This window comes from Tropicimonas sp. IMCC34043 (assembly GCF_003390845.1).
Lineage (GTDB): Bacteria > Pseudomonadota > Alphaproteobacteria > Rhodobacterales > Rhodobacteraceae > Tropicimonas.
This window is the reverse complement of sequence record NZ_QMEK01000001.1, coordinates 903,978-927,363: the sequence shown is the minus strand read 5'-3', so window position 1 is coordinate 927,363 and position 23,386 is coordinate 903,978. Positions and strand designations below refer to the sequence as shown.

General features: G+C 67.5%; 21 protein-coding genes. 14 read left to right on the top strand and 7 right to left on the bottom strand.

The annotated features are described in order from the left end of the window. Positions 1-17: 17 nt before the first annotated feature. Positions 18-524 carry a xanthine phosphoribosyltransferase gene (gpt, locus tag DQG17_RS04280; protein WP_116131519.1) on the top strand — a complete coding sequence of 169 codons (507 nt, stop codon included), beginning with the start codon at positions 18-20 and terminating at the stop codon, positions 522-524. 214 nt (positions 525-738) lie between these two features. Here gpt and DQG17_RS04275 read toward each other — a convergent pair whose 3' ends face one another. Next, positions 739-1,593: a DUF1194 domain-containing protein gene (locus DQG17_RS04275; protein ID WP_157973522.1), complete on the bottom strand. Its 855-nt coding sequence runs from the start codon at positions 1,591-1,593 to the stop codon at positions 739-741. A gap of 526 nt (positions 1,594-2,119) precedes the next feature. Here DQG17_RS04275 and DQG17_RS04270 point away from each other — a divergent pair. Both DQG17_RS04270 and trpE read left to right on the top strand, forming a co-directional pair. After that, positions 2,120-3,964, top strand: a complete 1,845-nt coding sequence (locus DQG17_RS04270; RefSeq protein ID WP_116131517.1) for a peptidylprolyl isomerase — start codon at positions 2,120-2,122, stop codon at positions 3,962-3,964. Between the two features lie 5 nt (positions 3,965-3,969). Further along, positions 3,970-5,484 carry an anthranilate synthase component I gene (gene trpE / locus DQG17_RS04265; RefSeq protein WP_116131516.1) on the top strand — a complete coding sequence of 505 codons (1,515 nt, stop codon included), beginning with the start codon at positions 3,970-3,972 and terminating at the stop codon, positions 5,482-5,484. Here the strand turns inward: trpE and DQG17_RS04260 are convergent, their stop codons facing one another. Further along, positions 5,485-5,928 (bottom strand): GNAT family N-acetyltransferase, encoded by a 444-nt coding sequence (locus DQG17_RS04260; protein WP_116131515.1) that lies wholly within the window; start codon positions 5,926-5,928, stop codon positions 5,485-5,487. 126 nt (positions 5,929-6,054) lie between these two features. Between DQG17_RS04260 and DQG17_RS04255 the strand changes: the two genes are divergently transcribed. Next, the gene (locus DQG17_RS04255) at positions 6,055-7,137 is read left to right on the top strand and encodes an AI-2E family transporter (protein ID WP_116131514.1); all 1,083 of its coding nucleotides are present in this window, start codon (positions 6,055-6,057) and stop codon (positions 7,135-7,137) included. Positions 7,138-7,141: 4 nt separating this feature from the next. Here the strand turns inward: DQG17_RS04255 and DQG17_RS04250 are convergent, their stop codons facing one another. From DQG17_RS04250 to DQG17_RS04235, 4 genes are all read right to left on the bottom strand, one after another. After that, entirely contained in the window at positions 7,142-7,894 is a 753-nt protein-coding gene (locus tag DQG17_RS04250) for an endonuclease/exonuclease/phosphatase family protein (protein ID WP_116131513.1), read from the bottom strand. A 19-nt stretch (positions 7,895-7,913) separates the two neighbouring features. Continuing rightward, positions 7,914-9,326, bottom strand: coding sequence for a cardiolipin synthase (gene cls, locus DQG17_RS04245; protein WP_116131512.1), 1,413 nt, complete (start codon positions 9,324-9,326; stop codon positions 7,914-7,916). Between the two features lie 102 nt (positions 9,327-9,428). Next, entirely contained in the window at positions 9,429-9,773 is a 345-nt protein-coding gene (locus tag DQG17_RS04240; protein WP_157973521.1) for a TfoX/Sxy family protein, read from the bottom strand. Between the two features lie 104 nt (positions 9,774-9,877). Then, positions 9,878-11,860 carry a divergent polysaccharide deacetylase family protein gene (locus tag DQG17_RS04235; protein ID WP_116131510.1) on the bottom strand — a complete coding sequence of 661 codons (1,983 nt, stop codon included), beginning with the start codon at positions 11,858-11,860 and terminating at the stop codon, positions 9,878-9,880. Between the two features lie 157 nt (positions 11,861-12,017). Here DQG17_RS04235 and DQG17_RS04230 point away from each other — a divergent pair, with 157 nt between their 5' ends. The 7 genes from DQG17_RS04230 (at position 12,018) to lexA (ending at position 17,599) form a co-directional block, all read left to right on the top strand. Next, positions 12,018-12,599: an aminodeoxychorismate/anthranilate synthase component II gene (locus tag DQG17_RS04230; RefSeq protein WP_116131509.1), complete on the top strand. Its 582-nt coding sequence runs from the start codon at positions 12,018-12,020 to the stop codon at positions 12,597-12,599. Further along, entirely contained in the window at positions 12,596-13,615 is a 1,020-nt protein-coding gene (trpD, locus tag DQG17_RS04225) for an anthranilate phosphoribosyltransferase (RefSeq protein WP_116131508.1), read from the top strand. Before DQG17_RS04230 ends, trpD begins: the two co-directional genes overlap by 4 nt. Continuing rightward, complete coding sequence (locus DQG17_RS04220) at positions 13,612-14,280, top strand: uracil-DNA glycosylase (protein ID WP_116131507.1); 669 nt, start codon at positions 13,612-13,614, stop codon at positions 14,278-14,280. The genes trpD and DQG17_RS04220 overlap by 4 nt, the downstream gene beginning before the upstream one ends. Beyond that, a complete protein-coding gene (trpC, locus tag DQG17_RS04215; RefSeq protein ID WP_116131506.1) occupies positions 14,277-15,101 on the top strand; it encodes an indole-3-glycerol phosphate synthase TrpC in 825 nt (274 codons plus the stop codon). The genes DQG17_RS04220 and trpC overlap by 4 nt, the downstream gene beginning before the upstream one ends. Positions 15,102-15,121: 20 nt before the next feature. Next, on the top strand, positions 15,122-15,598 hold the full coding sequence (moaC, locus tag DQG17_RS04210) for a cyclic pyranopterin monophosphate synthase MoaC (RefSeq protein ID WP_116131505.1): 477 nt from the start codon (positions 15,122-15,124) through the stop codon (positions 15,596-15,598). Continuing rightward, complete coding sequence (glp, locus tag DQG17_RS04205) at positions 15,595-16,773, top strand: gephyrin-like molybdotransferase Glp (RefSeq protein ID WP_116131504.1); 1,179 nt, start codon at positions 15,595-15,597, stop codon at positions 16,771-16,773. Before moaC ends, glp begins: the two co-directional genes overlap by 4 nt. Before the next feature lie 106 nt (positions 16,774-16,879). Beyond that, on the top strand, positions 16,880-17,599 hold the full coding sequence (gene lexA, locus DQG17_RS04200; protein ID WP_116131503.1) for a transcriptional repressor LexA: 720 nt from the start codon (positions 16,880-16,882) through the stop codon (positions 17,597-17,599). Positions 17,600-17,682: 83 nt separating this feature from the next. On the opposite strand, the gene DQG17_RS04195 is transcribed toward lexA, so the two are convergent. Next, positions 17,683-19,722: a ComEC/Rec2 family competence protein gene (locus tag DQG17_RS04195; protein ID WP_116132578.1), complete on the bottom strand. Its 2,040-nt coding sequence runs from the start codon at positions 19,720-19,722 to the stop codon at positions 17,683-17,685. Between the two features lie 194 nt (positions 19,723-19,916). Here DQG17_RS04195 and DQG17_RS04190 point away from each other — a divergent pair, with 194 nt between their 5' ends. The 3 genes from DQG17_RS04190 (at position 19,917) to DQG17_RS04180 (ending at position 23,339) form a co-directional block, all read left to right on the top strand. Then, on the top strand, positions 19,917-20,375 hold the full coding sequence (locus tag DQG17_RS04190; RefSeq protein WP_116131502.1) for a DUF2267 domain-containing protein: 459 nt from the start codon (positions 19,917-19,919) through the stop codon (positions 20,373-20,375). A 170-nt stretch (positions 20,376-20,545) separates the two neighbouring features. After that, on the top strand, positions 20,546-21,964 hold the full coding sequence (gene gltX / locus DQG17_RS04185) for a glutamate--tRNA ligase (RefSeq protein ID WP_116131501.1): 1,419 nt from the start codon (positions 20,546-20,548) through the stop codon (positions 21,962-21,964). A 79-nt stretch (positions 21,965-22,043) separates the two neighbouring features. Next, positions 22,044-23,339, top strand: a complete 1,296-nt coding sequence (locus DQG17_RS04180) for a citrate synthase (RefSeq protein WP_116131500.1) — start codon at positions 22,044-22,046, stop codon at positions 23,337-23,339. Positions 23,340-23,386: the final 47 nt, after the last annotated feature.

The window sequence follows — 23,386 nt, the reverse complement described above, 5'->3', positions numbered from 1 at the left end:
AAGCCAAGGAACGCGCCATGACCGACCGCCTGCCTCATGAAAAAGGGTTCCACATCAGCTGGGACCAGATCCACCGCGACAGCCGGGCGCTGGCCTGGCGCCTCGACGGGCACGGGCCGATCGAGGGCGGTTCCTGGAAGGCGGTGGTCGCGATCACCCGCGGCGGCATGGCGCCGGCAATGATTGTCGCGCGCGAACTCGACATTCGCATCGTCGATACGATTTCAGTGAAATCCTACAACCACCAGACCCGGATGGACGCGATCGTGTTGAAGGCCCCCGATGCCGCGACAATGGGCGACGGCGAGGGGATCCTGATCGTTGACGACCTCGTTGACAGTGGGCGGACACTGGAACTGGTGCGCCGGCTGTATCCCAAGGCGCATTTCGCGACCGTCTATGCCAAGCCGAAGGGCCGGCCGATGGTCGATACCTTCATCACCGAGGTCAGCCAGGACACCTGGATCTTCTTCCCCTGGGACATGGCATTGCAATACGTCGAGCCCTATCGCGGAACCGAGTGACCGGCAGCGGCGACGGACCGGTGGTAGGGATTGCGGCACGGTCGCCTGGGGGCGCTGCCCCCGTCGCGGCAGGCCGCGACTCCCCCGGGATATTTTCGAACAGAAGAAGTGGCGGCTGCCGCACCGGTCGGGCGGCGGGACAAAGATCGGCGAGATCGGCCTGTTGACGAGACGGACCTGACGGTCTGTCGCGGTGGCGTACCTTGCGCCCGCGCTAGACCGGCACCACCCGTCGTTGCCGGTGCGGCGGCGCCATTTCCGAGACCTCGTAGCGCAGCTTCATCTCCATGTTGCGCACGAAATCTTCTGGCGAGTTGGCCGACCACGAGCGTCCGGCGGTGACAGGATCGCCCCACTGGCTGCCCGGCGAGACATATTCGAACCCCGCGGGGGTATCGACCCGTTCCTGATAATAGGCCAGCACATCGAGATCGTCGTCGGGGCTCTGGATGGCCATTCCGTTGACCACGATGCCATGTTGCACCGCAAGTTGCTGAATCACGGTCGGCAGCGCCTGATACCAGTAGTCGGCGCTCTGGCGGCCATCGCCACTGATGTCGATCACGGCACGGGAATACTCGTAGCCGAGGACGGTATGCACCTGCCGGATCTTGGCGCCGCTGAGGCTGAGACCGCGGGCAATCGAGGTTCCGCCGCGCGGCAGGACCGCGGGGCTCGTGCGGATCAGATCGGCATATCGGGCGATGTCTGCCTCGCTTCGCAGTACGGCAAAGCCAACCGATTGTGCGGCCCGGTCGGAAAACTGGGTGCAGAGCACCCCGACCCCGCCCGGGTTGGCCAGGATGGCGTCGCGGACCGACGGCGTCTCGAGCGCGGTCGCGGTGCCTTCCAGTTGCAGCCGGAACTCGTCGGGTTCGCCATTGGTGCCGCGCTTGACCGAATGGCTGACGTCCATGCACAGGCACAGCACCAGATCGAGCGGTCCGTCGAGGTCAGGGGTCATTCCGTCGACGGTGACCAGCATCGGGCTTTGACTGGCTTCATAGCCGACACCACCGACAACGCCGCTGTCCTGATCGGTATCCGTGTCGGCCCGGAGCGGGCCCATTGCCAGGGCCGCCCCACCCCCGGCCAGCCAGCCAAGAACATTTCGTCTGCTTGTCTCCCGGCTCCTTCGCATCGCTATGCCTTTCGTTGCTACGCCTGTGGCGCTGTTTCCATGGTCTCCCTGTCTTCTGCCGCATTGGCCCGAGGCCTGGTTCGGGCGGCGGATCTGTCATTGGCAGGTCCCGGCGGGCTCGTGCCGTGGCAAGGTCGATGGCGCGGTCCGGACATTCAGGCGCGGTCCGGATCTTTCCCGGCGCGCGGATGCCTGACACGATGTCGCACACGACCATGGTTGGCGTAAATTCGGTGTCTGCGTCACAAATCTATCATCTGGCACCGAATGGACCGCTCGAATTGCTGCGGCGCAGCAAGCCGATTCCATCCGTTGTTGACCTTTTGGGCAGGCAAAGCCGGCTATGCCTGCCGCAAGGGCACCGCCATGGCGGCGCCTCGGCATGGGCGCTTGCCTCCCCGCGCAGGGCGTCCTAGACAAACGCCACTGAAATCGCAGGAGGCTGAGTGCGACCATGAGCAGGAAAAAGCCCGGACATATCCTCGTCTACGGGCTGATGGCCCTGCTGTTTGCAGGCCTCGGCGGCTTCGGTATCCGGAATTTCGGCGGGACCGCCACCACGGTTGCGACCGTGGGCGACCGGGATATCACGGCACAGCAGTATTTCCGCGCCCTGAATCAGGCGGTGCGGGCCCAACAGGCCGCCGGTGCCGGCGACGTCAGCCTTGCCGCAATGGAGGCAAAGGGCCTGCCTGCGCAGATCCGCGGCCAGTTGGTGGCCGAGGCCGCGCTGGACAACGAGGCGTCGCATATGGGCATTTCGGTCGGCGACGAGGAAGTCGCGCGCCGGATCACCGCCCTGCCCGCCTTTGCCGGCCCGACCGGCAAGTTCGACAAGGCAACCTATGAGGACGCGATCGGCCGTGCCGGATTCAAGGTGCCCGAGTTCGAAAGCAATGTGCGCGAAGAAGCCGCGCGCCAGATCCTGCAGACCTCGGTCGCCGCGGGTCTTGCGCCGCCGCGGGGCGGGCTCGAACTGATTTTTGCCTGGCTTGGCGAGCGCCGCGGGTTCAGCGCGATCCGGTTCGATACCGACAGCCGTCTGGCGGCAATCGGCACGCCCACCGACGCCGAGCTTTCCGCCTTTTTCGACGAGACCAAGGCCGCCTACATTCTGCCCGAGATGAAGCGCGTGACCTATGCGGTACTGACCCCGGACATGGTGCTGGACAGCGTCGATATCGACGAGGCGGCGCTGCGCACGCTTTATGCCGATAGGATGGACCAATATGCGATCCCCGAACGGCGGCTGGTCGAACGGCTGGTGTTCGGCACGGCCGACGAGGCCGCGGCCGCCAAGGCCCAGCTTGATGCCGGCAACACCGATTTCGCGGCGCTTGTCGCAGGCCGCGGACTGACACTTCAGGATGTGGACGAGGGTGCGGTCAGCCGCGAGGACCTTGGCCAGGCGGGCGATGCGGTCTTCGGGCTGACGGACCCCGGCGTCGTTGGCCCCTATCCCTCCGACCTCGGCCCGGCGCTGTATCGCATGAACGGGGTGCTGCCGGCACGCGAGATCTCGTTCGAGGCTGCCGCGCCCGAGCTGCGGGCCGAACTGGGCGAGGATGCGGCCAAGCGCAAGATCGCCGACATGGCGAGCGATTTCGACGACCGTCTCGCGGGCGGCGCGACGCTCGAGGATCTTGCCGCCGAGACGCCGATGCAGATTGCCACCGTCGATGTCTGGGACGGTTCGACCGACCCGATCCTTGAGGACGCTGCCTTCCGCAGTGCCGCCGAGGCCCTGGGCGACGGCGATTTCCCGCAGATTGATCAACTTGACGGCGGCGGGGTGTTTGCGCTGCGGCTCGACGAAGTACTGCCGCCGCGTCAGCAGGACCTGGGCGAGGTCCGTGAAGAGGTCGTCGCAGCCTGGAGGCAGACGCAGGCCGCTGCCGCGGCCGTGGCCGATGCCGAGGCCGCCAAGGCGCAGCTCGACGCCGGAACACCGATTGCCGATCTTGGCGCCGAGGTCGAAACCTCGGACGGCACCACCCGCATGCAACTGGCCGAGGCCAGCGAAACGGTAATGTCGGATGCGCTGTTCAGCCTTTCAGAGGGCGAAAGCAAGGTCGTTGGCCTGCCCGACGGCGCGGTGCTGGTCCAGCTCGAGTCGATTGCCGAACCCGACGCCTCCGATCCGCGCACGGCCCAGCTGCAGGCGGCCATTGGCAACCAGATCACCCAAGGGATCGCCTCGGACGCCTTCCTCTATTACGTGCAGGCGCTGGTCGGTCAGGCCGGGGTCTCGGTCAACGATGCCGGAGTGAACTCCGTGCACAGTCAGGTCTTCCGCTGATCGCCATGGCCCAGCTTTTCCCCGACTTCGAGACCTTTGCCTCCCGGTTTGATGCCGGGCACAATCAGGTCGTCTATGCCCGCCTCGCGGCCGATCTCGACACCCCGGTGTCGTTGATGCTGAAACTCGCCGCCGCGGGCACCGACAGTTTCATGCTCGAATCCGTCACTGGCGGAGAATCGCGCGGCCGCTATTCCATCGTCGGACTGAAGCCCGACCTGATCTGGCGCTGCGACGGAACGCGGGCGCGGATCAATCGCAAGGCGCGGTTCGACTCCGACGCCTTTCTGGACGAGGCCGTACCGCCGCTCGACTCGCTAAGGGCGTTGATCGCCGAAAGCCGGATCGAGCTGCCCGACGGCCTGCCCTCGTCCGCGGCGGGGCTGTTTGGCTATCTCGGCTACGACATGATCCGGCTGGTCGAACACTTGCCCAACGTCAATCCGGATCCGCTCGGCCTGCCAGATGCGGTGCTGATGCGGCCCTCGGTCGTTGCGGTGCTGGACGGGGTCAAGGGCGAGGTGATCGTGGTTGCGCCCGCGTTTGCCGGCGCCGGGATTCCGGCGCGCGCGGCCTATGCCCAGGCGGCCGAGCGGGTGATGGACGCAGTGCGCAGCCTTGAATGCCCGCTGTCGGACGGCACCCGGACCTTGTCCGAGGCGGCTGTGGTCGGCGAACCCGTTTCGAACTTTACCAAACCGGGCTACAAGGCCGCGGTCGAGAAGGCCAAGGACTATATCCGCGCCGGCGACATCTTTCAGGTCGTGCCCTCGCAGCGCTGGACGGTGGATTTCCCGCTGCCGCCCTTCGCGCTTTACCGCAGCCTGCGCCGCACCAACCCGTCGCCTTTCATGTTCTTCTTCAACTTCGGCGGGTTCCAGGTGATCGGCGCCAGCCCCGAGATCCTCGTGCGGCTGCGCGACGGCACGGTGACGATCCGCCCGATCGCCGGCACACGGCCGCGCGGCGAGACCGAGGCCGAGGATCGCGCGCTCGAGGCGGACCTGCTGAGCGACGAGAAGGAGATGGCCGAGCATCTGATGCTGCTCGATCTGGGGCGCAACGACGTCGGAAGGGTCGCCCGGATCGGCACCGTGCGCCCGACCGAGGAATTCGTGATCGAGCGCTATTCCCATGTCATGCACATCGTCTCGAACGTCGAGGGCGCGTTGAAACCGGACGAGGATGCGCTGTCGGCGCTTCTGGCCGGCCTGCCCGCCGGCACCGTTTCGGGCGCCCCCAAGGTGCGCGCGATGGAGATCATCGACGAACTCGAACCCGAAAAGCGCGGCGTCTATGGCGGCGGGGTGGGTTATTTCGCGGCCGATGGCGACATGGACATGTGCATCGCCCTGCGCACGGCAGTGCTGCAGGATGCCAAGCTCTATATCCAGGCCGGTGGCGGCGTCGTCTATGACAGCGACCCCGAAGCCGAGTGGCAGGAGACCGTGAACAAGTCGCGCGCGATCCGCGCCGCGGCACAGGATGCAGGGCGGTTCGTGCGCGGCGGCAACAGCTGATCAGATCCGCTTTTCCATGAAGACGCGATAGCCCTCGCGCCCGGTCTCGACCCAGCCGTCCCTGAGATAGAACTGCAGCGTCGGCGTCATGTCGCGGTGGCTGGACAGCGTCATGCGGTGCTGGCCTTGTGCCAGCGCATGGGCCTCGGCCGCGGCCATCAGGCCGCGCCCGATCCCCCTGCCGCCGCAATCGGGATCGACCGCAAGGTTCGCGATCACGGCCGCCTCCTCCCCCTCGTGCAGGACCAGACCACCAAGGATACGGCCCGTGTCGGGGTCTTCGGCAACCCAGACCGGGTGGCGCGCGATTTCCTCGGCGACCCCGGCATCGACATCGGGCAAGCCCTGCAACCGGCCGATCCAGGGGCCATAGGCGGCGCGGATCACTCGGACAAAGTCTGTGGCATCCCTAGCCTCGGCGGGCCGTATCAGCGTGTTTTCCATGCGGGGAATGTGGCGATCCGCCCGCCCGGGTACAAGCGCTGCAGGTGCAGCGAGCGGTCGGCTTTTTCTTGCAAGCCGCTGGGCGGCGTGTGTTATTGGCCCAAACCCGTCATCAGGAGCAGTGCCATGTCGCGCCAAACCGACAGTCACGCGATCGACCTTGCCATCCGCTTCGGAATTCTCGCGCTGTTTCTCTATTCCGTGCTGGTGCTGGTCCGCCCCTTGATCGGGCTCGTGCTGTGGGCCGTGATCCTGTGCGTTGCGGTGTTTCCGATTCACGCCTGGCTGACCCGGATGCTTGGCGGCGCGGCGCGGCTGTCGGCGGGGCTGCTGACCTTCGCCGGGCTGGCGATCACGCTCGGACCGGTCGCGTTGCTGGCCACCGGGATCGTCGAGGCGAGCCAGATCGTGACCGCGGGGTTCAAGACCGGGTCGTTCCATGTGCCGCTGCCGCCCGAAACGATCCGCGGCTGGCCGGTGATCGGGCCGCAGCTGCATGCGCTCTGGACGGGTGCCCACGGCAACCTCGAATCGATGACATCGCAGTTCGGCCCGACGTTGGTGAAGACCGCCACCGTGCTGCTGGAGCGCGCGGCAGGTGTCGGGCTCGGGCTGCTGACCATGCTGCTGGCGGTGTTGCTGATGGGGATCCTGCTGATCGTCGGGCCGGGACTGCTCGACACCGCGCGCCGCTTTGCCGACCGGGTCTTCGAGGGCAACGGCCCGGCGCTGGTCGACATGGCCGGCGCCACGGTGCGCAACGTCTCGCGCGGGGTGATCGGGGTGGCGGTGATTCAGGCGTTGATGGCGGGCATCGTCATGGGCGCCTTCGGGATCGCCGCGGCGGGGCCGCTCGCGCTCGCGGTGCTGCTGCTGGCGGTCATCCAGATCGGTGCCGGACCGGTCCTGATCCCGGTGGTGATCTGGGCATGGGTAACGATGGACACCCGCGAGGCGCTGCTGTTCACGGTGCTGATTGCGCCGGTCACCATCGTCGACAATATCCTGAAACCGATCTTCATGTCGCGCGGGCTGCAGACCCCGATGCTGGTCATCATCGTCGGCGTCCTCGGCGGTCTGATCGCCTATGGTGTGGTGGGCATTTTCATCGGCCCGGTGATCCTGTCGGTGTTTCACCGGCTGTTTGCCTACTGGATCGACAACAAGCCGGGCGCGGATCTGCTGCTGCCCGACCAGAAGGACCTCTAGCGCGTCAGGCAACAGGCCCGGCATCGTCACCGGGTCCTGATCGGCCTGGCGCTGGTTGCGATGCTTCCAGTTCGACATCACCCCAGATAGGCAAGTGATCCGAGGCGCGGCTTGCCAGCGGCCCGGTCTCGACCCCGGCATCAAGCAGCGCCAGATCGCGCCCGAGCGCGAAACGGTCGAGCCCGGCAATCGGCCGCGCCGCGTGAAACGACTTCCCCGGGCTTACCACGTCGAAGTCCTCGTCAAAGGCTTCCAGCCCGCGATCCTGCGACCATTCGTTGAAATCGCCCATCACCACCGCCCGCCGTGGCGCCGCGCCCAGACGCACCCGGATCGCCTCCAGTTGCAGCCGCCGCCAGTACCGGACCAGCCCCAGATGCACGCCGACCACTGACAGCGCGCCCGATCCGGTCTCGATCTCGACCCGCACCGCGCCGCGCGGCTCGAGCCCCGGCAGGTCGATCCGGTCGGTCGCGGTGACCCGCAGCCCGCGCCGAACCAGCACCGCATTGCCGTGCCAGCCAAGGCTCACCTCGTTGGTGGAAAGTGGCGCGATCTCGAAATCCGTCTCCGCCGCGATCTGGCGGCGGCACAGCACCGAGGGCCGCTCGCCCAACCGCTTGTCGACCTCCTGCAGCGCCACGACATCGGCGTCCATCGCGTTCACCACCTCGACAATGCGCATGGGATCGCGGCGAAAGTCGATGCCGACCGCCTTCTGGATATTGTAGCTGACAAGTCTCAGGCGTGTGACCATCGGGTTCCCCGGTTGTCCCTCAGAGTATCGGCGCAAGCAGCCGGGCAAAGGGCGCGCCGACCCGCCGCGACCAGGGCTGGCCGGACAGATCGGTCTCCAACAGATAGGCACGGGTGAAATCGTCTTCCAGCATCCGCGCCACTTCGGCTGCAACCGCCTTGTCGAAAACCAGCACGGTCTGTTCGAAATTCAGCCTGCAGGAGCGGTTGTCCATGTTCGTGGTGCCGATCGAGGCCAGTTCGTCGTCCACGAGCACGATCTTTTGATGCAGAAAGCCCGGCGTATAGCGCCAGATCTGCACCCCGGCTGCGCGCACCTCGTCGAAATAGGCGAACGCGGCAAGCCAAGTCACCTTGTGGTCGATGATCTCGGGCACCAGAATCCGCACGTCGACCCCGCGCAGCGCGGCGATCTTCAGCGCACTCAGGATGTCGATGTCGGGCACGAAATAGGGGCTCGCGATCCACAGCCGCTTGCGCGCCCGGGTGATGCAGGCACAGAAATACAGGCTGCCGGTCTCCATCGGATCGCCGGGGCCAGAGGCCAGCACCAGCGCATCGGCGGCCCCTTCGGTCGGGGAGACCTCCCAGTTCAGCCCGCCTGACGGCCGCGTCTTGGTCGCCCAGTGCCAGTCCTCCAGAAAGACCAGCTGCAACTGCTGCACCGCCGGCCCGCGCAGCCGGCAGAAGGTGTCGCGCCAGTCGCCGTATTTCGCCACCAGCCCGCGGTATTCGTCGCCGATGTTCATGCCGCCGGTATAGGCCTCGCGGCCATCGACGATCACCGACTTGCGGTGGTTGCGAAAGTTCATCTGCAGCCGGTTCTTCGGGCCATAGATCCGGTTGGCATCGACTACCTCGACCCCGCCGGCCTTCAGATCGTCGAGATAGCGTTGCGACAGCCCCGCACAGCCCACCGAATCGTAGAGAAGCCGCACCGAGACCCCGCGCGTGACCGCAGCCTTCAGGCTATCGGCAAAGATCCGGCCGGTCTCGTCGTCGCGCAGGATGTAGAACTGGGACAGCACATAGGATTCGGCAGCGTCGATGCCGCGGCAGAGTGCATCGAGGATGGTCTCGCCGTCTATCAGCAGATCGATCGTGTTTCCCGAGACCACAGGCAGCCGGGCAAGCCCTTCGAACGCGGAAAGGCCGAAGGGGCCGCCGTCGCCCTTGGCCGGGCAATGCCGGCCGATCACGTCCATCTCGGCGATGGCCTCGGCCGAATCCCGGCGCGCTATGACATACCCCGGATAGTTGAAGTGACCGAGCACAAGGAACGCCGGGACCGCCAGCACCGGTGTCAGGATCAGGAACAGAATCCAGGCGATCGATCCCTGCGGCGTGCGTGCCCGCGCCACCGCGCGATAGGCAAACCAGATCGCCGTGACCTCCAGCAGGAAATACCCCAGTGCGTAAAGCGTGATCCACATGACTCGTCCGATCCTCCCGGTTGCCGTCTCGTTGTTCCGCCCGCTGTCCGCGGGCCTATCCTGTGCCCGCAACCCCTCGTCATGGGATCGCGGCGCTTCGCGTCATTTCGGCGGCAGGCTGCGGGCATGGCGCAGCGCCATCACCAGCCATTCGCCCAGAACCCGGTCGCCGCAATCGCTCTCGGCGACGCGAAAAAAGCCCGGCATCGGCCGGCGGCCCTGCATCATCGGTTCGGCTTCGGCACGGCCTGCAACTTCGCGCGCCTGATCCCGGCCGATGCGAAACATGAAATAGCCGATCCCGGTGCTGCGATCGCGATGTGTGCAGCCCAGCATGTTGCCGTCGACGAAGATGCAGATCGCGCCCATCATCCGCTTTTCCGACAGACCCGCCTGCCCGGCCAAGCCGTCTCGCATCCGGGCCGCGAGCGTCTCGTCAATTGCCATGTTCACCGTCTCCACCGGCCGCGCAGCGGCACCGCTTCGGGCAAACCTGCCTGATCTGGCGGCGGCTGTCATGCGATGGGACGTCCCGGCGCCCCGATCCGGCGTCATTGCGCGGTAAACTGCGCAGACACCGGGGCCGGCGCCACAAGACCACGCAGGCCCGGCGTCGCGGCCCATCCACTCAGCGCCGCAAGCGTCCCGGGCCGCGTGTGACCGACGACCAGCGTTCGGCCCGTCGCCACCGCGCTGTCCGTCGCCTGATCGAGCGCGCGCCGTATCGCCGCCGCGTCCTCGCCGCCTGCATCGAGCGGCGCGAAGATGCGGGCAAGCGGACGGTCGGCCAGCGCCGCCGCCGGGCCGATCCGGTCGTGCGCGTCGGGCCAGACGACAATGCCGTGGCCGTTCCGGGCAGCGGCCTCTGTCACCGCGACCGCCTGCGCCGGACTTCCGGAAAAATCGCCCGCGTCGGGCTCCATCAGCGCAAGCGCCCCGGGCAGCGCATTGAGATCGGCCACGATCCGGGCTTCGGCATCGGCGGCATAGAGATCGGGAGCGAGCGCCGGGCCGAGCGCCAGCACCTCTATCCCCGCGCTGCGCAGGCTGGCGGCGGCCGCAGCAGCCCCGGGATCGGCGGGGTCGAGCGCCACCGCAACCGGCACCCCGACCGCGCGCAAGTCCTGCAACGGCAACGCCGCGCCCGCGGGCCTGTGGATCAGCACCACCGAGACCAGTGGCTTGTCCTTCGGCGGATCGAAGGGCGCCGCGTTGCGGGTCAGGGCATCGCCCAGCGGCACCGCGAATGTTGCAGCCGGGATCGCCCTGGGCCGTGCCGGCGACGGACCCCGCAAGGCGGTCGGGGCAGTGCGCGGCAACCGCTCGTCCGAAGAGAGTTGCGGGCGCGATCTGTCCGGCTCCGGGTCGGCGGCATGCGCGGATGCGGCGGGTTCGTCGTCCGGAGGGGCCGCGCCGGGGCGGCCTGGCGCAGCAACGTCGGGCTCCTTCGCGGCGGCAATGACGACAGGCTGCAGCGCCGGGTCCTCTGCCACCGAATCCGCGGCGAGCACACGGCCGGCGGCGGCGGCGCGCGGCACCTCGGCGTCGCCCAAAGGCGCCACGGCGGGCAGCGCCCCTCCCGGCTCGGGAGGGGCAAGCTTCGGGGCCTCGGCATCCTCGCCCGAAAGCGGTGCCGACGCTGGCAGGTCGGCTGCGGCAGCCGGGGCTTCGGGCGTGATCTCGGGCAGATCAGGTTCGGCGGGGCTGACCACCGCAGGGGCCGTCGTTTCGTGATCGGCAGGCGCGATCTCGGCCGCGGTCGGCGCGGCCTCGTCGGCGTCGGGCGCCGAGGGGGCATCGATCCCCATCCCGGGCGTCGCCGGTCGCGCGGGCTGGCCTGCCGCTGGCAGCGAGGCGCCTGCGGCCGCAGGCTTTGTCACCGCCGCGGGCGCGACAGGCAGTTCGGGATTGGCCAGCGGGTCGGTCGCCGCGGGCAACCGCGCTTCGGTGTCGGGCAGCGCCCGGCGAAACTCTGACCCCGCCGGAACCGCCACTTCCGAGGCGACGGCCCCCGGGGCGGAGACTGCGTCGGACTGCGCGGCGGATCCTGACGGCAAACGTGAGTTGGGCAACGGCGCCCCACGGTCGACCTTCGCCGCATCGGTTGTTGCGCCGGTTTCTACGGGTCTCGTGGTGGCTGTCGTCGTCCCTGACACCGAAGCGGACACTGGGGCCTGCCCGGACGTTGCATCACCCGAGGCAAGCGAACTCGCAGCCTCGGGGAGTGTGTCGGCCTCGGGCTGCGCCAGCCGTGCCATCGGCGCAGAACCCGGCGCCTCGCGCAGCGCCGGTACCGGCAGCCGCGGCACGGCCGGATCCTCGGGGCCGACCGGGGCGGTGACGGCATCGGTCGCCTTTGCCGGAGCCATGCCAGATCCCGGCGCCGGGTCAGACACGGCATCGCCTGAGGTGTCCGGGCCCGCCGCATCGCGGCCCTGCCGGTCGGGCAACGGCGCCATCTGCGAGGCGACGCCAAGCACCAGAACCGAGAGAATGCTGCCCCAGACCAGGCCCGCCAGGATCCCGCGTCCCATGTTCCTCTCGCCCCTCGCGTCGTTGCTCTGTCGCCTCGGGCGCCCTGTCGCGGGGGCGGATGCGCTTGACCCCGGCGGATGCCTCTGAACATGTATAACGCGACCGCTACGCCGGTTCACCCCCAATTGATCGGCCCATTTGCCCGGAAATTCTGCCATGCTGCTCCTGATCGACAACTACGACAGCTTTACCTACAACCTCGTCCACTACCTGGGCGAGCTGGGGGCTGAGGTCGATGTCTGGCGCAACGATGCACTCGACGTTCAGCAGGCGATGGGGCTGCGCCCCGAGGCGATCGTGCTGTCTCCCGGGCCCTGCGACCCGCCGTCCGCCGGCATCTGCATGCCGCTTGCGACGGCTGCGGCCGAAACCGGGATCCCGCTGCTTGGGGTGTGCCTTGGCCATCAGACCATCGGCGCGGCCTTTGGCGGCAAGGTCGTGCGCTGCCACGAGATCGTGCACGGCAAGATGGGCCATATCCACCACGACGGCAAAGGGCTGTTTCAGGGCATCGACGGCCCGTTCGAGGCGACGCGCTATCACTCGCTGGTGGTCGACCGCGACAGCCTTCCCGACTGCCTTGAGGTTTCGGCCTGGCTCGACGACGGCACGATCATGGGGCTGCGCCACCGGACCTTGCCTTTCGAGGGCGTGCAATTCCACCCCGAAAGCATCCGCTCGCAACATGGCCGCCTGATGCTGAAGAATTTCCTCGAGATGGTGAGGGTGCCGGCATGAGCGAGATCCTGAAGCCCCTGATCGGTATCGCCGCCAGCCGCCCGTTGACCGCGGCCGAGGCCGAAGCGGCCTTTGACGCGCTGTTCGAGGGCGCCGCGACCCCCAGCCAGATTGGCGGCTTCCTGATGGCGCTGCGCACCCGTGGCGAAACGGTCGAGGAAATCGCCGCCGCCGCCCGCGTGATGCGCGCCAAGTGCAACAAGGTGAACGCCCCCGCCGGCGCCATCGACATCGTCGGCACCGGGGGCGACGGCAAGGGCACACTCAACATCTCGACCGCCGCCGCCTTTGTGGTCGCAGGCGCCGGCGTTCCGGTCGCCAAGCACGGCAACCGCAACCTGTCCTCCAAGTCGGGCTCGGCGGACGCACTTGGCGCCATGGGGATCGACGTCATGGTCGGCCCGAATGTGGTCGAACGTGCCCTGGTCGAGATCGGCATCGGTTTCATGATGGCGCCGATGCATCACCCGGCGATGCGCCACGTCATGCCGACGCGAACCGAGCTTGGCACCCGCACGATCTTCAACATCCTCGGCCCGCTGACCAACCCCGCCGGGGTCAAACGCCAGTTGACCGGCACCTACAGCGCCGCGCTGGTTCGTCCCATGGCCGAGACGCTGCAGGCGCTGGGATCGGACGCGGCGTGGCTTGTCCATGGCGCGGACGGCACCGACGAGCTGTCGATCGCCGGGCCGTCCATCGTCGCCGAACTCAACCGCGGCCGGATCTCGGAATTCGAGGTCGGCCCCGAGGATGCGGGCCTGCCGGTGCATCCGTTCGAGGCAATTCTCGGTGGCACGCCCGAGGAAAACGGCCGCGCCTTTGCCGCGCTGCTGGCAGGCGAGCCCGGAGCCTATCGCGATGCGGTGCTGCTGAATGCCGCGGGCGCGCTGATCGTGGCTGGCATGGCGGCGGATCTGAAGGCCGGGGTCGAGATCGCGCGGACCAGCATCGACAGCGGTGCCGCAAAGGCCAGGGTCGAGGGGTTGGCACGGATGACGTCCAGCGCGACATGAGATTGCCAACCGAGTCCATAGGCAGTTGGGGCGAGCTTCCGTTCTTTCGCGAGGATCTTCCGGCGATCGAGGCCGCGCTGAGCGCCGAGACCCGGCCCGTGCTGCCGCCCGCGGGCCAAGTCTTTGCCGCGCTGTCGCTGACGGCGCCCGAGGCGGTTCGGGTCGTGATCCTGGGGCAAGACCCCTATCCGACGCCGGGTCATGCCCATGGGTTGGCGTTTTCGGCCGAGCCGCAGGTGCGGCCCCTGCCCCGGTCGCTGGCCAATATCTATGCCGAACTGACCGAGGATCTTGGCGCCGCACCGCCGAATGGCGACCTGCGGTTCTGGGCCGCGCAGGGCGTGCTGCTGCTCAACGCCGTGCTGACCGTTCCGGCCGGGGCCGCCCACGGCCACAAGGCCCTTGGCTGGCAGCGGCTGACCATGCAGATGCTGCAGCATCTGTCGAGCGCGCCGCGCGCCTTCCTGCTCTGGGGCCGCGAGGCTCAGGCCACGGCCGCCCGCGCGGTCACCGGCACCGATCATCTGAGGATCGAGACCGCCCACCCCTCGCCATTGTCGGCGCGGCGCGGCTTTTTCGGCTCGCGCCCCTTTTCGCGCATCAATACCTGGCTCACCGACCGCGGTCAGGCCCCCATCAACTGGACGACTCCGGAGGCGGCATGACGACCCCAACCATCCTGGACCAAATCAGAACCTACAAGCTCGAGGACGTTGCCGCCCGAAAGGCCGCGCGCCCGCTGGAGGATGTCGAGGCCGCGGCCCGTGCCGCCCCCGCCGTGCGGCCCTTTGCCGATGCGCTCGCCCGGGCAACCAAGACCGGCTATGGCCTGATCGCCGAAATCAAGAAGGCCAGTCCCTCGAAGGGATTGATCCGCGAGGATTTCGATGTGCCAAGCCTTGCGCACGCCTATCAGGACGGCGGCGCGACCTGCCTGTCGGTGCTGACCGACGGGCCGTCCTTCATGGGCGAGGACAGTTTCCTTGGCGCCGCGCGCGATGCAACCGACCTGCCGGTGCTGCGCAAGGATTTCTTGTTCGAGCCCTATCAGGTGCCCGAATCCCGCGCCCTTGGCGCCGACTGCATCCTGATCATCATGGCGGCCGTCTCGGACGCGCAGGCGGCCGAACTTGAATCGGCGGCGGCGGCCTGGGGGATGGACGCGCTGATCGAGGTCCATGACCTTGAGGAGCTTGAACGCGCCAGCGCGCTGAAATCGCGTCTGATCGGTATCAACAACCGCAACCTGCACACCTTCGAGACCTCGCTCGACGTGACCCGCAGCCTGATCAAGCACGTCCCGGCAGACCGGCTGATCGTCTCGGAATCCGGGCTTTCCGGACCGAAGGAGCTGGCCGAGCTTGCCATGTATGGCGCCCGCTGCTTCCTGATCGGCGAAAGCCTGATGCGCGAGGCCGACGTCAAGGAAGCAACCCGCAAGATGCTCGCCAATCCGCTGACCGCCGCCCATGGCGGGGGCATGTGAGTCCGGGACCGGAGGCCGGGATGCCGCTGACCCATTTCGATGCCTCGGGCAAGGCCCATATGGTCGACGTCTCGGACAAGGCCGAGACCGCCCGCACCGCCGTGGCCGAGGGCCATGTGCGGATGTCCGCAGCGACCCTGTCGCTGGTCGAGGACGGCACCGCCGCCAAGGGCGATGTGCTGGGCGTTGCGCGGCTGGCCGGTATCATGGGGGCAAAGCGCACCGCCGATCTGATCCCGCTGTGCCATCCGCTTCCGGTGACGCGGGTGTCTGTCGAACTGACCCCAGACGCCGATCTGCCGGGGGTCCGGATCGTCGCGACGGTCAAGACGACCGGCCGCACCGGCGTCGAGATGGAGGCGCTGACCGCCGTCTCGGTCGCCGCCCTGACGATCTATGACATGCTGAAAGCCGCGGAACGCGGCATGGAAATCGGCGGCATCCGCGTCACCTTCAAGGATGGCGGCAAGTCGGGCCGTTTCGAGGCTGAGCCATGATATCAGTGACCGAAGCGCTGACGCGCCTGTTCACACTGACCCGACCGCTCGGGACCGAGCGCGTGCCGCTTGCCCGGGCAGCCGGCAGGGTTCTGGCAGAGCCTGTGGTCGCAACCCGCGCCCAGCCGCCCTTCGCTGCCTCGGCCATGGATGGCTATGCGATCCGCGCCGCCGATCATGTGGCAGGCGCCCGGCTGCGGGTGATCGGAGAGGCACCGGCCGGCCGTGCCTTTGACGGCAAGGTGGACCCCGGCGAGGCGGTGCGGATCTTCACCGGCGCCCCGGTGCCCGCCGGCGCCGACGCCGTGGCGATCCAGGAAGACGCCGTTCGCGACGGCGATTGGGTAACGCTGACCGCCGCGCCGGGCGGTCACGGCGACAACATCCGTCCCGCAGGCGGCGATTTTCGCCCCGGCGACACGCTGCCGGCCCCGCGCCGGCTGCGAGCTGCGGATCTGGCGCTGGCCGCGGCGATGAACGCCCCCGACCTTGTCGTGTTCCGCCGCCCCGTGGTCGCGATCCTGGCAACCGGCGACGAGCTGGTGATGCCCGGAGAGACGCCGGGACCCGATCAGATCATCGCCTCGAACGGCGTCGGGCTGAAGGCGATCTGCGAGGCCGAGGGCGCCGAGGTCCGGCTGCTGCCGATCGCGCGCGACACCGAGGCAAGCCTCGGGACGGCCTTTGCGCTCTCGGGCGACGCCGATCTTCTGGTGACGATCGGCGGCGCCTCGGTCGGCGAGCATGACCTTGTCGGCAAGGTCGCGGAAACGCTTGGAATGGCGCGCGCCTTCTACAAGGTTGCGATGCGGCCCGGCAAGCCGCTGATGGCCGGCATGCTGGCCGGAAAGATGGTCATTGGACTTCCCGGAAATCCCGTTTCGTCAATGATCTGCGGGCACATCTTCATCCTTCCGCTGCTGCGCGCGATGCAGGGTCTTCCGGCTGAGGCAGCACAGCGCCGCAGCGCCCCGCTGGGGGTCAACCTGCCTGCGAACGGAAACCGCGAACACTACATGCGTGCCACGCTGGCCCCCGACGGAACCGTGACACCGTTCAATCGCCAGGACAGTGCGCTGCTGACGGTTCTGGCCAATGCCGATGCGCTGCTGATCCGGCCCGTGGCCGACGGGCCGCGTCGGATCGGCGAAATGGTCGATATTCTGCCCATTTGAGCCGTCCCTTGCCCGCTGTTTCGCCCCGGGGCATTGACACAAAACGTGAACACTGGCAGAACACCGATGCAGGCGCGACGCTCTTCGCGCGGTCCAAGGGGGTGCCATGCTGACCAAGAAGCAACTCGACCTTCTGGAATTCATCCACAGGCGGGTGCAGCGCGACGGCGTTCCTCCGTCCTTCGACGAGATGAAGGAGGCGTTGGACCTGCGCTCGAAATCCGGCATCCACCGGCTGATCACGGCGCTCGAGGAACGCGGATTCATCCGCCGCCTCGCCCACCGCGCCCGTGCCATCGAGATCGTGAAGCTGCCCGATGCGCTGCAGGCCAAGACCGTGTTCCGCCCCGTGGTGGTCGACGGCAAGGCGCCGCCCCCGACCCGCCACAAGGTTGCATCGCGCCCCGCCGCCAGCCCTGCGGGCGCCCGGGATATCACTATCCATGCGATCGAGCTTCCGGTGATGGGCCGGATCGCCGCCGGTGTGCCGATCGAGGCAATCAGCGAGGTCAGCCACACCGTCGCCGTGCCCGGACAGATGATCGGCAAGGGCCATCACTATGCGCTCGAGGTTCAGGGCGATTCGATGATCGAGGCCGGGATCAACAATGGCGATGTCGTGGTGATCCGCGAACAGGACACCGCAGATGACGGCGACATCGTGGTGGCGCTGGTCGGCGGGCAGGAGGCGACGCTGAAGCGTTTCCGCCGCCGCGGTCGGACCATCGCGCTCGAAGCCGCCAACCCGGCCTATGAAACCCGGCTGTTCCGCGACGATCAGGTCAAGGTGCAGGGCCGTCTGGTCGGGCTGATCCGAACCTATTGAAGCGCTGCGCGGTTTCCGCGCAACGGCGGCAGACAGGCGCGGTTGGCGGGCCGACCGACAGCACCGCCACGGGAACGGCGGTGCTAGCGTTGCCGTGAAGTCCACAATCGCTGTCCCGCCCGCTCGGCGACGGTGACGATGCGAAGCGCCTCGGGCCCGTTGAACAGCGCCACTGCGCCGGTCTTTCGCAAAGCCTCGGGATCGAAGATCACGCAAGGTCCATCGGGCCGGCGGTCCGGCGGCTGGCTCATCACGACGATCTCTGGCCCGCAAGTCGCGCCAAGCCGCGTGCGCACCCCCCGCCCGCCAAGCACGCGCAAGGTCACCCCGCCGAGCGATGCGCGCAGATCGCCCTTTTCGCCGCTGAATCCGGGCCGGGCGAAGGCCACTTCCTGATCCGCGCCGTCGCCGTCATTCTCGAGCCAGGCAAGCGCTGCATAGCTGTCGCCGCGCGGTTTTGACAGCGCCCGCCCCTCCGGGCCGAGCACCCCGACCAGACCGCCGGTATCGGCGATCAACCCCGCCGGCCGCTCGGCCATCGGCCAAAGCGCCAGACCGGCCAGAATGCCCAAGACACCGAGCCAGCGCCAACGCCCCTGCCAGAGGATCACGACGAGGAACCCCGCCGCAATCGCCGGCAGCACCGCGGGACCGGGCGCCGGCACATGGCTGACCGCGCCCTCGATCGCTGCGACCCGCGCGGCCACTGTCAGGATCCAGTCGAGACCGAGCTGCAGCACCCAAAGCCCGATCCCGGCCAGCCCGAAGGGCCACAGCAGCGCCGTCGCCACCGCCGCGGGCATCACCACCGCGCCCATGACCGGCACCGACAGCAGATTGGCCAACAGGCCATAGTCGGCAAGCCGGTTGAAATGCGCGGCCGAAAACGGCGCCGTGGCGGCCCCGGCGACGGCGGACGAGATCACCACCGCCAGCACCGGCGCCAGCCAGCGCGGCGGCTGTGGCAGGCCCTCGCGCCGGTCGCGAAGCCACCCGAAGGCCGCAACCAGCGCCGTGGTGGCGGCAAATGACATCTGAAACCCCGCGCCCAGCAGCGCCTCGGGGCGGAACAGCAGCAGAAGCAGTGCGGCGATCGCGACCGAGCGCAGCGAGACCGCACGTTTTTCCAGCAGCACCGCGCCGAACATCACCGCGATCATGACAAAGGCCCGCTGGGTCGAAACCGATCCGCCCGACAGCGCCAGATAGCCCGCCCCGACCGTCAGCGCGCCAAGCGCCGCGATCTTCTTGATCGGAAACCGCAGTGCGAGCCATGGGATCAGCGCCATCCCGGCGCGCAGCGTGGCAAAGACCACGCCGGTCAGCAGCCCCATATGCAGCCCCGAGATCGCCAGCAGATGCGCGAGGTTCGAGTTGCGCAGCGTGTCGATGGTCGGCCGGTCGAGCCCCGAACGGTCGCCTGCCAGGATCGCCGCGGCAAGGGCGCCGGCCTGACCCGCGATCCGGCGCTGCAACCACGCGCTGAACGCCATGCGCAGCCGGAACACCTGCAACCCCGCCTGCCCGTCGCGCGCCGGGATCAGCGCCAGCACCGGCGTGGTGACATAGCCGACGGCGCCAAGCCGGTCGAACCAGGCGAGCCGGCGAAAATCGAAACCGCCGGGTTCCACCGGCCCGTTTGGCGGCGACAGATGCCCGGTCAGGATCACCGTCAGGCCCGGTTCGAGCGCGACATAATCCTGATCGCCATGCAACGAGACCCGGACCAGCGCCGGGGTCCGCGCGGGCGACATATCCTCCATCACCACACGGTCGAGCGTCAGCCGCGGCGCGTCCGAGGCCGAGCGATCGATATCGACGACCCGGCCCTCGATCGCCCCGTAATAGCGAAAGCCGAGGACCGGGGCGGCCACCGAATGCGCGCGCAGCCCGGCGAGCAACGATCCGGCAAGCACTAGCGACAGCGCCCAGACAAGCGGCGCCCAGGCCTCGCCCGCGCGACGCCCGGCAAACCCGAGCCCAATCGTCGCGGCGGCCGCCGCGGCATAGAAGGCAGCGCCCGGTTCGACCGGAAGGGAAAACCAGATCCCGATGCCGACGCCCAGGAACACCGGCACCCAGGGCAGCAGAAAGCCGCGCTGCGCCAACATCGCCCCGGTCATGCGCTGCCATGCTGCGCCCGCCCGGGACCCGGGACGCAGGGCGACCGACCCGTCCACCATCGCGCCAGAGGCTAGCGCCAGCGTGGTTGACGGTTCGTTAACACGGCCCCTCGGTCGCCGGACCGGAAGCTTGCAGCAACGTGCCAAAACGGCCAGACTGCGGGCGGTTCCGACCGGACTGGGAGTGCCCGGGAATGCCGATGCCCTGGACCTATCGCCACGCCAGCAAGGAGTTCCGCGCCTTTCTCGACGACGCGAAGGAGCGGATGAACCTGACCTCGGACAACATGACATATACCGCGGTCGATGCGGTGTTTCAGGTGTTCCGGCGCCGGTTGACCGCCGAACAGGGGCTGCGCTTCGCCGATCATCTGCCTTGCGTGCTGCGCGCGATTTTCCTTGCCCATTGGACCCCGTCCGAGGCGCCGCTTCCCTTCGGCCCGCGCGAGGCGTTGGCGCTGGAGGTCCGCCAGATCCGGCCCCACCACAACCTGACACCGGCGACCGCCATCGAGGATGTGGCCTGGGCGCTGCGTCGGCACCTTCGGCAATCCGATATGGACCGGCTGCTGGCGACCTTTCCGGACGGGGCTGCGGCGTTCTGGCAGGTCTCTGTCGCAGATCCGTCGGAACTGGAACAGCGCATTATATGATCCCGGCGCCGGCTGGCGACGGGGGCGGGCTTGCCACCGTTCCATCCCCGGTTCCCATCGCGCGGAGGCTTCTCTATACCGGCGCAGACAGGCCGGCTGACCGGGGCCGGCAGAGCCGCTCTCTGCCCCCTCCAGTCACTGCCGCAAGACTTCGAAAGGCCCAAGGATCCATGCCCGACGCGACCCCCGTCGTCACCCGTATCGCCCCCTCGCCAACCGGCTTCATGCACATCGGCACCGCCCGCACGGCCTTGTTCAACTGGCTCTATGCCCGCGGCCGTGGCGGCAAGTTCCTGCTCAGGATCGAGGATACCGACCGCGAACGGTCGACCCCCGAGGCGACGGAGGCGATCCTGAAGGGCATGCGCTGGCTTGGGCTCGACTGGGACGGCGACGCGGTCAGCCAGTTCGAACGCGCCGCCCGCCACGCCGAGGTTGCCCACGCGCTTCTGGCCCGCGGCGCGGCCTACAAGTGCTTTTCAACGCCCGAGGAAATCACGGCTTTTCGCGAAGCGGCCCGCGCCGAAGGCCGCAACACCAACTTCCAAAGCCCCTGGCGCGACGCCGATCCCGCCAGCCACCCCGATCTGCCCTATGTGATCCGCATCCGTGCCCCGCGCGAGGGCGAGACCGTGATCGACGACGCGGTGCAGGGCAGCGTGCGCTGGAAGAATGCCGATCTTGACGACATGATCCTGCTGCGCTCGGACGGCACGCCGACCTACATGCTGGCGGTTGTGGTCGACGACGTCGACATGGGGGTGACCCACGTGATCCGCGGCGACGACCATCTGGCAAATGCCGCCCGCCAGTCGCTGATCTACAAGGCGATGGACTGGCCGCTGCCGGTCTATGCCCATATCCCGCTGATCCTTGGCCCTGATGGCAAGAAGTTGTCGAAACGCCACGGCGCGACCGGGGTCGATGAGTACCAGAAGATGGGCTATCCCGCCGCCGCCATGCGCAACTATCTGGCGCGGCTTGGCTGGAGCCACGGCGATGCCGAATTTTTCAGCGACGCGCAGGCACTTGAATGGTTCGATCTTGACGGAATTAACAAATCGGCGGCACGTTTCGATTTCAAGAAGCTGGAGAATCTGTGTGGTCAGCACATCGCCGCGGCGGAGGATGCAGATCTGATGGGCGAGATTGTGGCGTATCTTTCGGCCACAGATGCCGCACCCCTGACAGATACTCAGGCCGACCTTCTGTCGTCGGCCATGTACTGCCTGAAGGAACGCGCGAAGACATTCGGAGAACTTCTTGAAAATGCACACTTTGCCTTGGGACAGCGCCCATTCGAGCCGGACGAGAAGGCAGCCAAGGCCCTCGATCCAGTATCCCGTGGTATACTGACAGAATTGACGCCGCACCTGCGAAGTGCTAGCTGGACGCGCGAAGGGCTGGAGATGGCAATCTCCAACTTCGCCGAAGGGGAGAATATCAAGCTTGGCAAGATCGCACCGCCGCTGCGCGCGGCGCTTGCCGGGCGTAGTGTTACGCCGAGCATTTTCGACATGATGCTCGTGATCGGTCGCGAGGAGACCATCGACCGAGTAAGGGACGCCGCGGGGCGAAACGGGGACTGACCCCGCCGGCCCGCAAGTTACAGCTGTTTTCCGGTTCGGCCCTGCCGGACCTCAGGGAATAAGTCAGAAAGGGATGCCCATGTCAGATTCGCCCAAGAAAGCGACGATCACGCTTGACGACAAGACGATCGATTTGCCGATTCTTTCTCCCACGGCCGGACCCGACGTGGTCGATATCCGCAAGCTCTATGGCCAGGCCAACGTCTTTACCTACGACCCCGGATACACCTCGACCGCCTCCTGCCAGTCGACGATCACGTTCATCGACGGCGACAAGGGCGAGTTGCTGCACCGCGGCTATCCGATCGACCAGCTGGCCGAGAAGTCGCATTTCCTCGAGGTCTGCTACCTGCTGCTCTACGGCGAACTGCCGACCGCCGATCAGCTCGAATGGTTCGAAAGCACGATCACCCGCCACACCATGCTGCACGAGCAAATGCAGTATTTCTTCCGCGGGTTCCGGCGTGACTCTCACCCGATGGCGACCATGGTCGGCGTCGTCGGTGCCATGTCGGCGTTCTATCACGACTCGACCGACATCACGGACGTGCGCCACCGCGAGATTGCCTCGCACCGGCTGATCGCCAAGATGCCGACGATCGCGGCCTGGGCCTACAAGTATTCGATCGGCCAGCCCTTCGTCTATCCGCGCAACGACCTGTCCTTCGCGGCGAACTTCATCCACATGTGCTTCTCGGTGCCGGCCGAACCCTACGAGGTCGACCCGATCATCGCGCGCGCGATGGACCGGATCTTCACGCTGCACGCCGATCACGAACAGAACGCCTCGACATCGACGGTGCGTCTGGCCTCGTCCTCGGGCGCGAACCCCTTTGCCTGCATCGCGGCCGGCATCGCCTGCCTCTGGGGCCCGGCCCACGGCGGCGCCAACCAGGCCTGCCTCGAGATGCTGCGCGAGATCGGCACCCCCGACCGGATCCCCGAGTTCATCGCCCGGGCGAAGGACAAGAACGATCCGTTCCGCCTGATGGGCTTTGGCCATCGGGTCTACAAGAACTTCGATCCGCGCGCGAAGGTGATGAAGCAATCCGCCGACGAAGTGCTGGACCTGCTCGGCGTGCACGACAACCCGGTGCTGCAGACCGCCAAGGAACTGGAAAAGCTGGCGCTGGAAGATCCCTACTTCGCCGAGAAGAAGCTCTATCCCAACGTCGATTTCTACTCCGGCATCATCCTCGATGCGCTTGGCTTCCCGACCTCGATGTTCACCCCGATCTTCGCGCTGGCGCGGACCGTGGGCTGGATCTCGCAGTGGAAGGAACAGCTGGCAGATCCAGAGCACAAGATCGGCCGCCCGCGTCAGCTTTATATCGGCGAGCCCTTCCGCGACTACGTCGATATCGAAAAGCGCTGAGGCGCATGTCGTGCGGGGCAAGGCCCCGCGCGCGCAACGATCTGCCA

Coding starts and splice junctions, on each gene's coding strand:
- gpt (WP_116131519.1), top strand. CDS start 18: ATGACCGACCGCCTGCCTCATGAAAAAGGGTTCCACATCAGCTGGGAC.
- DQG17_RS04275 (WP_157973522.1), bottom strand. CDS start 1,593: ATGGGCCCGCTCCGGGCCGACACGGATACCGATCAGGACAGCGGCGTT.
- DQG17_RS04270 (WP_116131517.1), top strand. CDS start 2,120: ATGAGCAGGAAAAAGCCCGGACATATCCTCGTCTACGGGCTGATGGCC.
- trpE (WP_116131516.1), top strand. CDS start 3,970: ATGGCCCAGCTTTTCCCCGACTTCGAGACCTTTGCCTCCCGGTTTGAT.
- DQG17_RS04260 (WP_116131515.1), bottom strand. CDS start 5,928: ATGGAAAACACGCTGATACGGCCCGCCGAGGCTAGGGATGCCACAGAC.
- DQG17_RS04255 (WP_116131514.1), top strand. CDS start 6,055: ATGTCGCGCCAAACCGACAGTCACGCGATCGACCTTGCCATCCGCTTC.
- DQG17_RS04250 (WP_116131513.1), bottom strand. CDS start 7,894: ATGGTCACACGCCTGAGACTTGTCAGCTACAATATCCAGAAGGCGGTC.
- cls (WP_116131512.1), bottom strand. CDS start 9,326: ATGTGGATCACGCTTTACGCACTGGGGTATTTCCTGCTGGAGGTCACG.
- DQG17_RS04240 (WP_157973521.1), bottom strand. CDS start 9,773: ATGGCAATTGACGAGACGCTCGCGGCCCGGATGCGAGACGGCTTGGCC.
- DQG17_RS04235 (WP_116131510.1), bottom strand. CDS start 11,860: ATGGGACGCGGGATCCTGGCGGGCCTGGTCTGGGGCAGCATTCTCTCG.
- DQG17_RS04230 (WP_116131509.1), top strand. CDS start 12,018: ATGCTGCTCCTGATCGACAACTACGACAGCTTTACCTACAACCTCGTC.
- trpD (WP_116131508.1), top strand. CDS start 12,596: ATGAGCGAGATCCTGAAGCCCCTGATCGGTATCGCCGCCAGCCGCCCG.
- DQG17_RS04220 (WP_116131507.1), top strand. CDS start 13,612: ATGAGATTGCCAACCGAGTCCATAGGCAGTTGGGGCGAGCTTCCGTTC.
- trpC (WP_116131506.1), top strand. CDS start 14,277: ATGACGACCCCAACCATCCTGGACCAAATCAGAACCTACAAGCTCGAG.
- moaC (WP_116131505.1), top strand. CDS start 15,122: ATGCCGCTGACCCATTTCGATGCCTCGGGCAAGGCCCATATGGTCGAC.
- glp (WP_116131504.1), top strand. CDS start 15,595: ATGATATCAGTGACCGAAGCGCTGACGCGCCTGTTCACACTGACCCGA.
- lexA (WP_116131503.1), top strand. CDS start 16,880: ATGCTGACCAAGAAGCAACTCGACCTTCTGGAATTCATCCACAGGCGG.
- DQG17_RS04195 (WP_116132578.1), bottom strand. CDS start 19,722: ATGACCGGGGCGATGTTGGCGCAGCGCGGCTTTCTGCTGCCCTGGGTG.
- DQG17_RS04190 (WP_116131502.1), top strand. CDS start 19,917: ATGCCGATGCCCTGGACCTATCGCCACGCCAGCAAGGAGTTCCGCGCC.
- gltX (WP_116131501.1), top strand. CDS start 20,546: ATGCCCGACGCGACCCCCGTCGTCACCCGTATCGCCCCCTCGCCAACC.
- DQG17_RS04180 (WP_116131500.1), top strand. CDS start 22,044: ATGTCAGATTCGCCCAAGAAAGCGACGATCACGCTTGACGACAAGACG.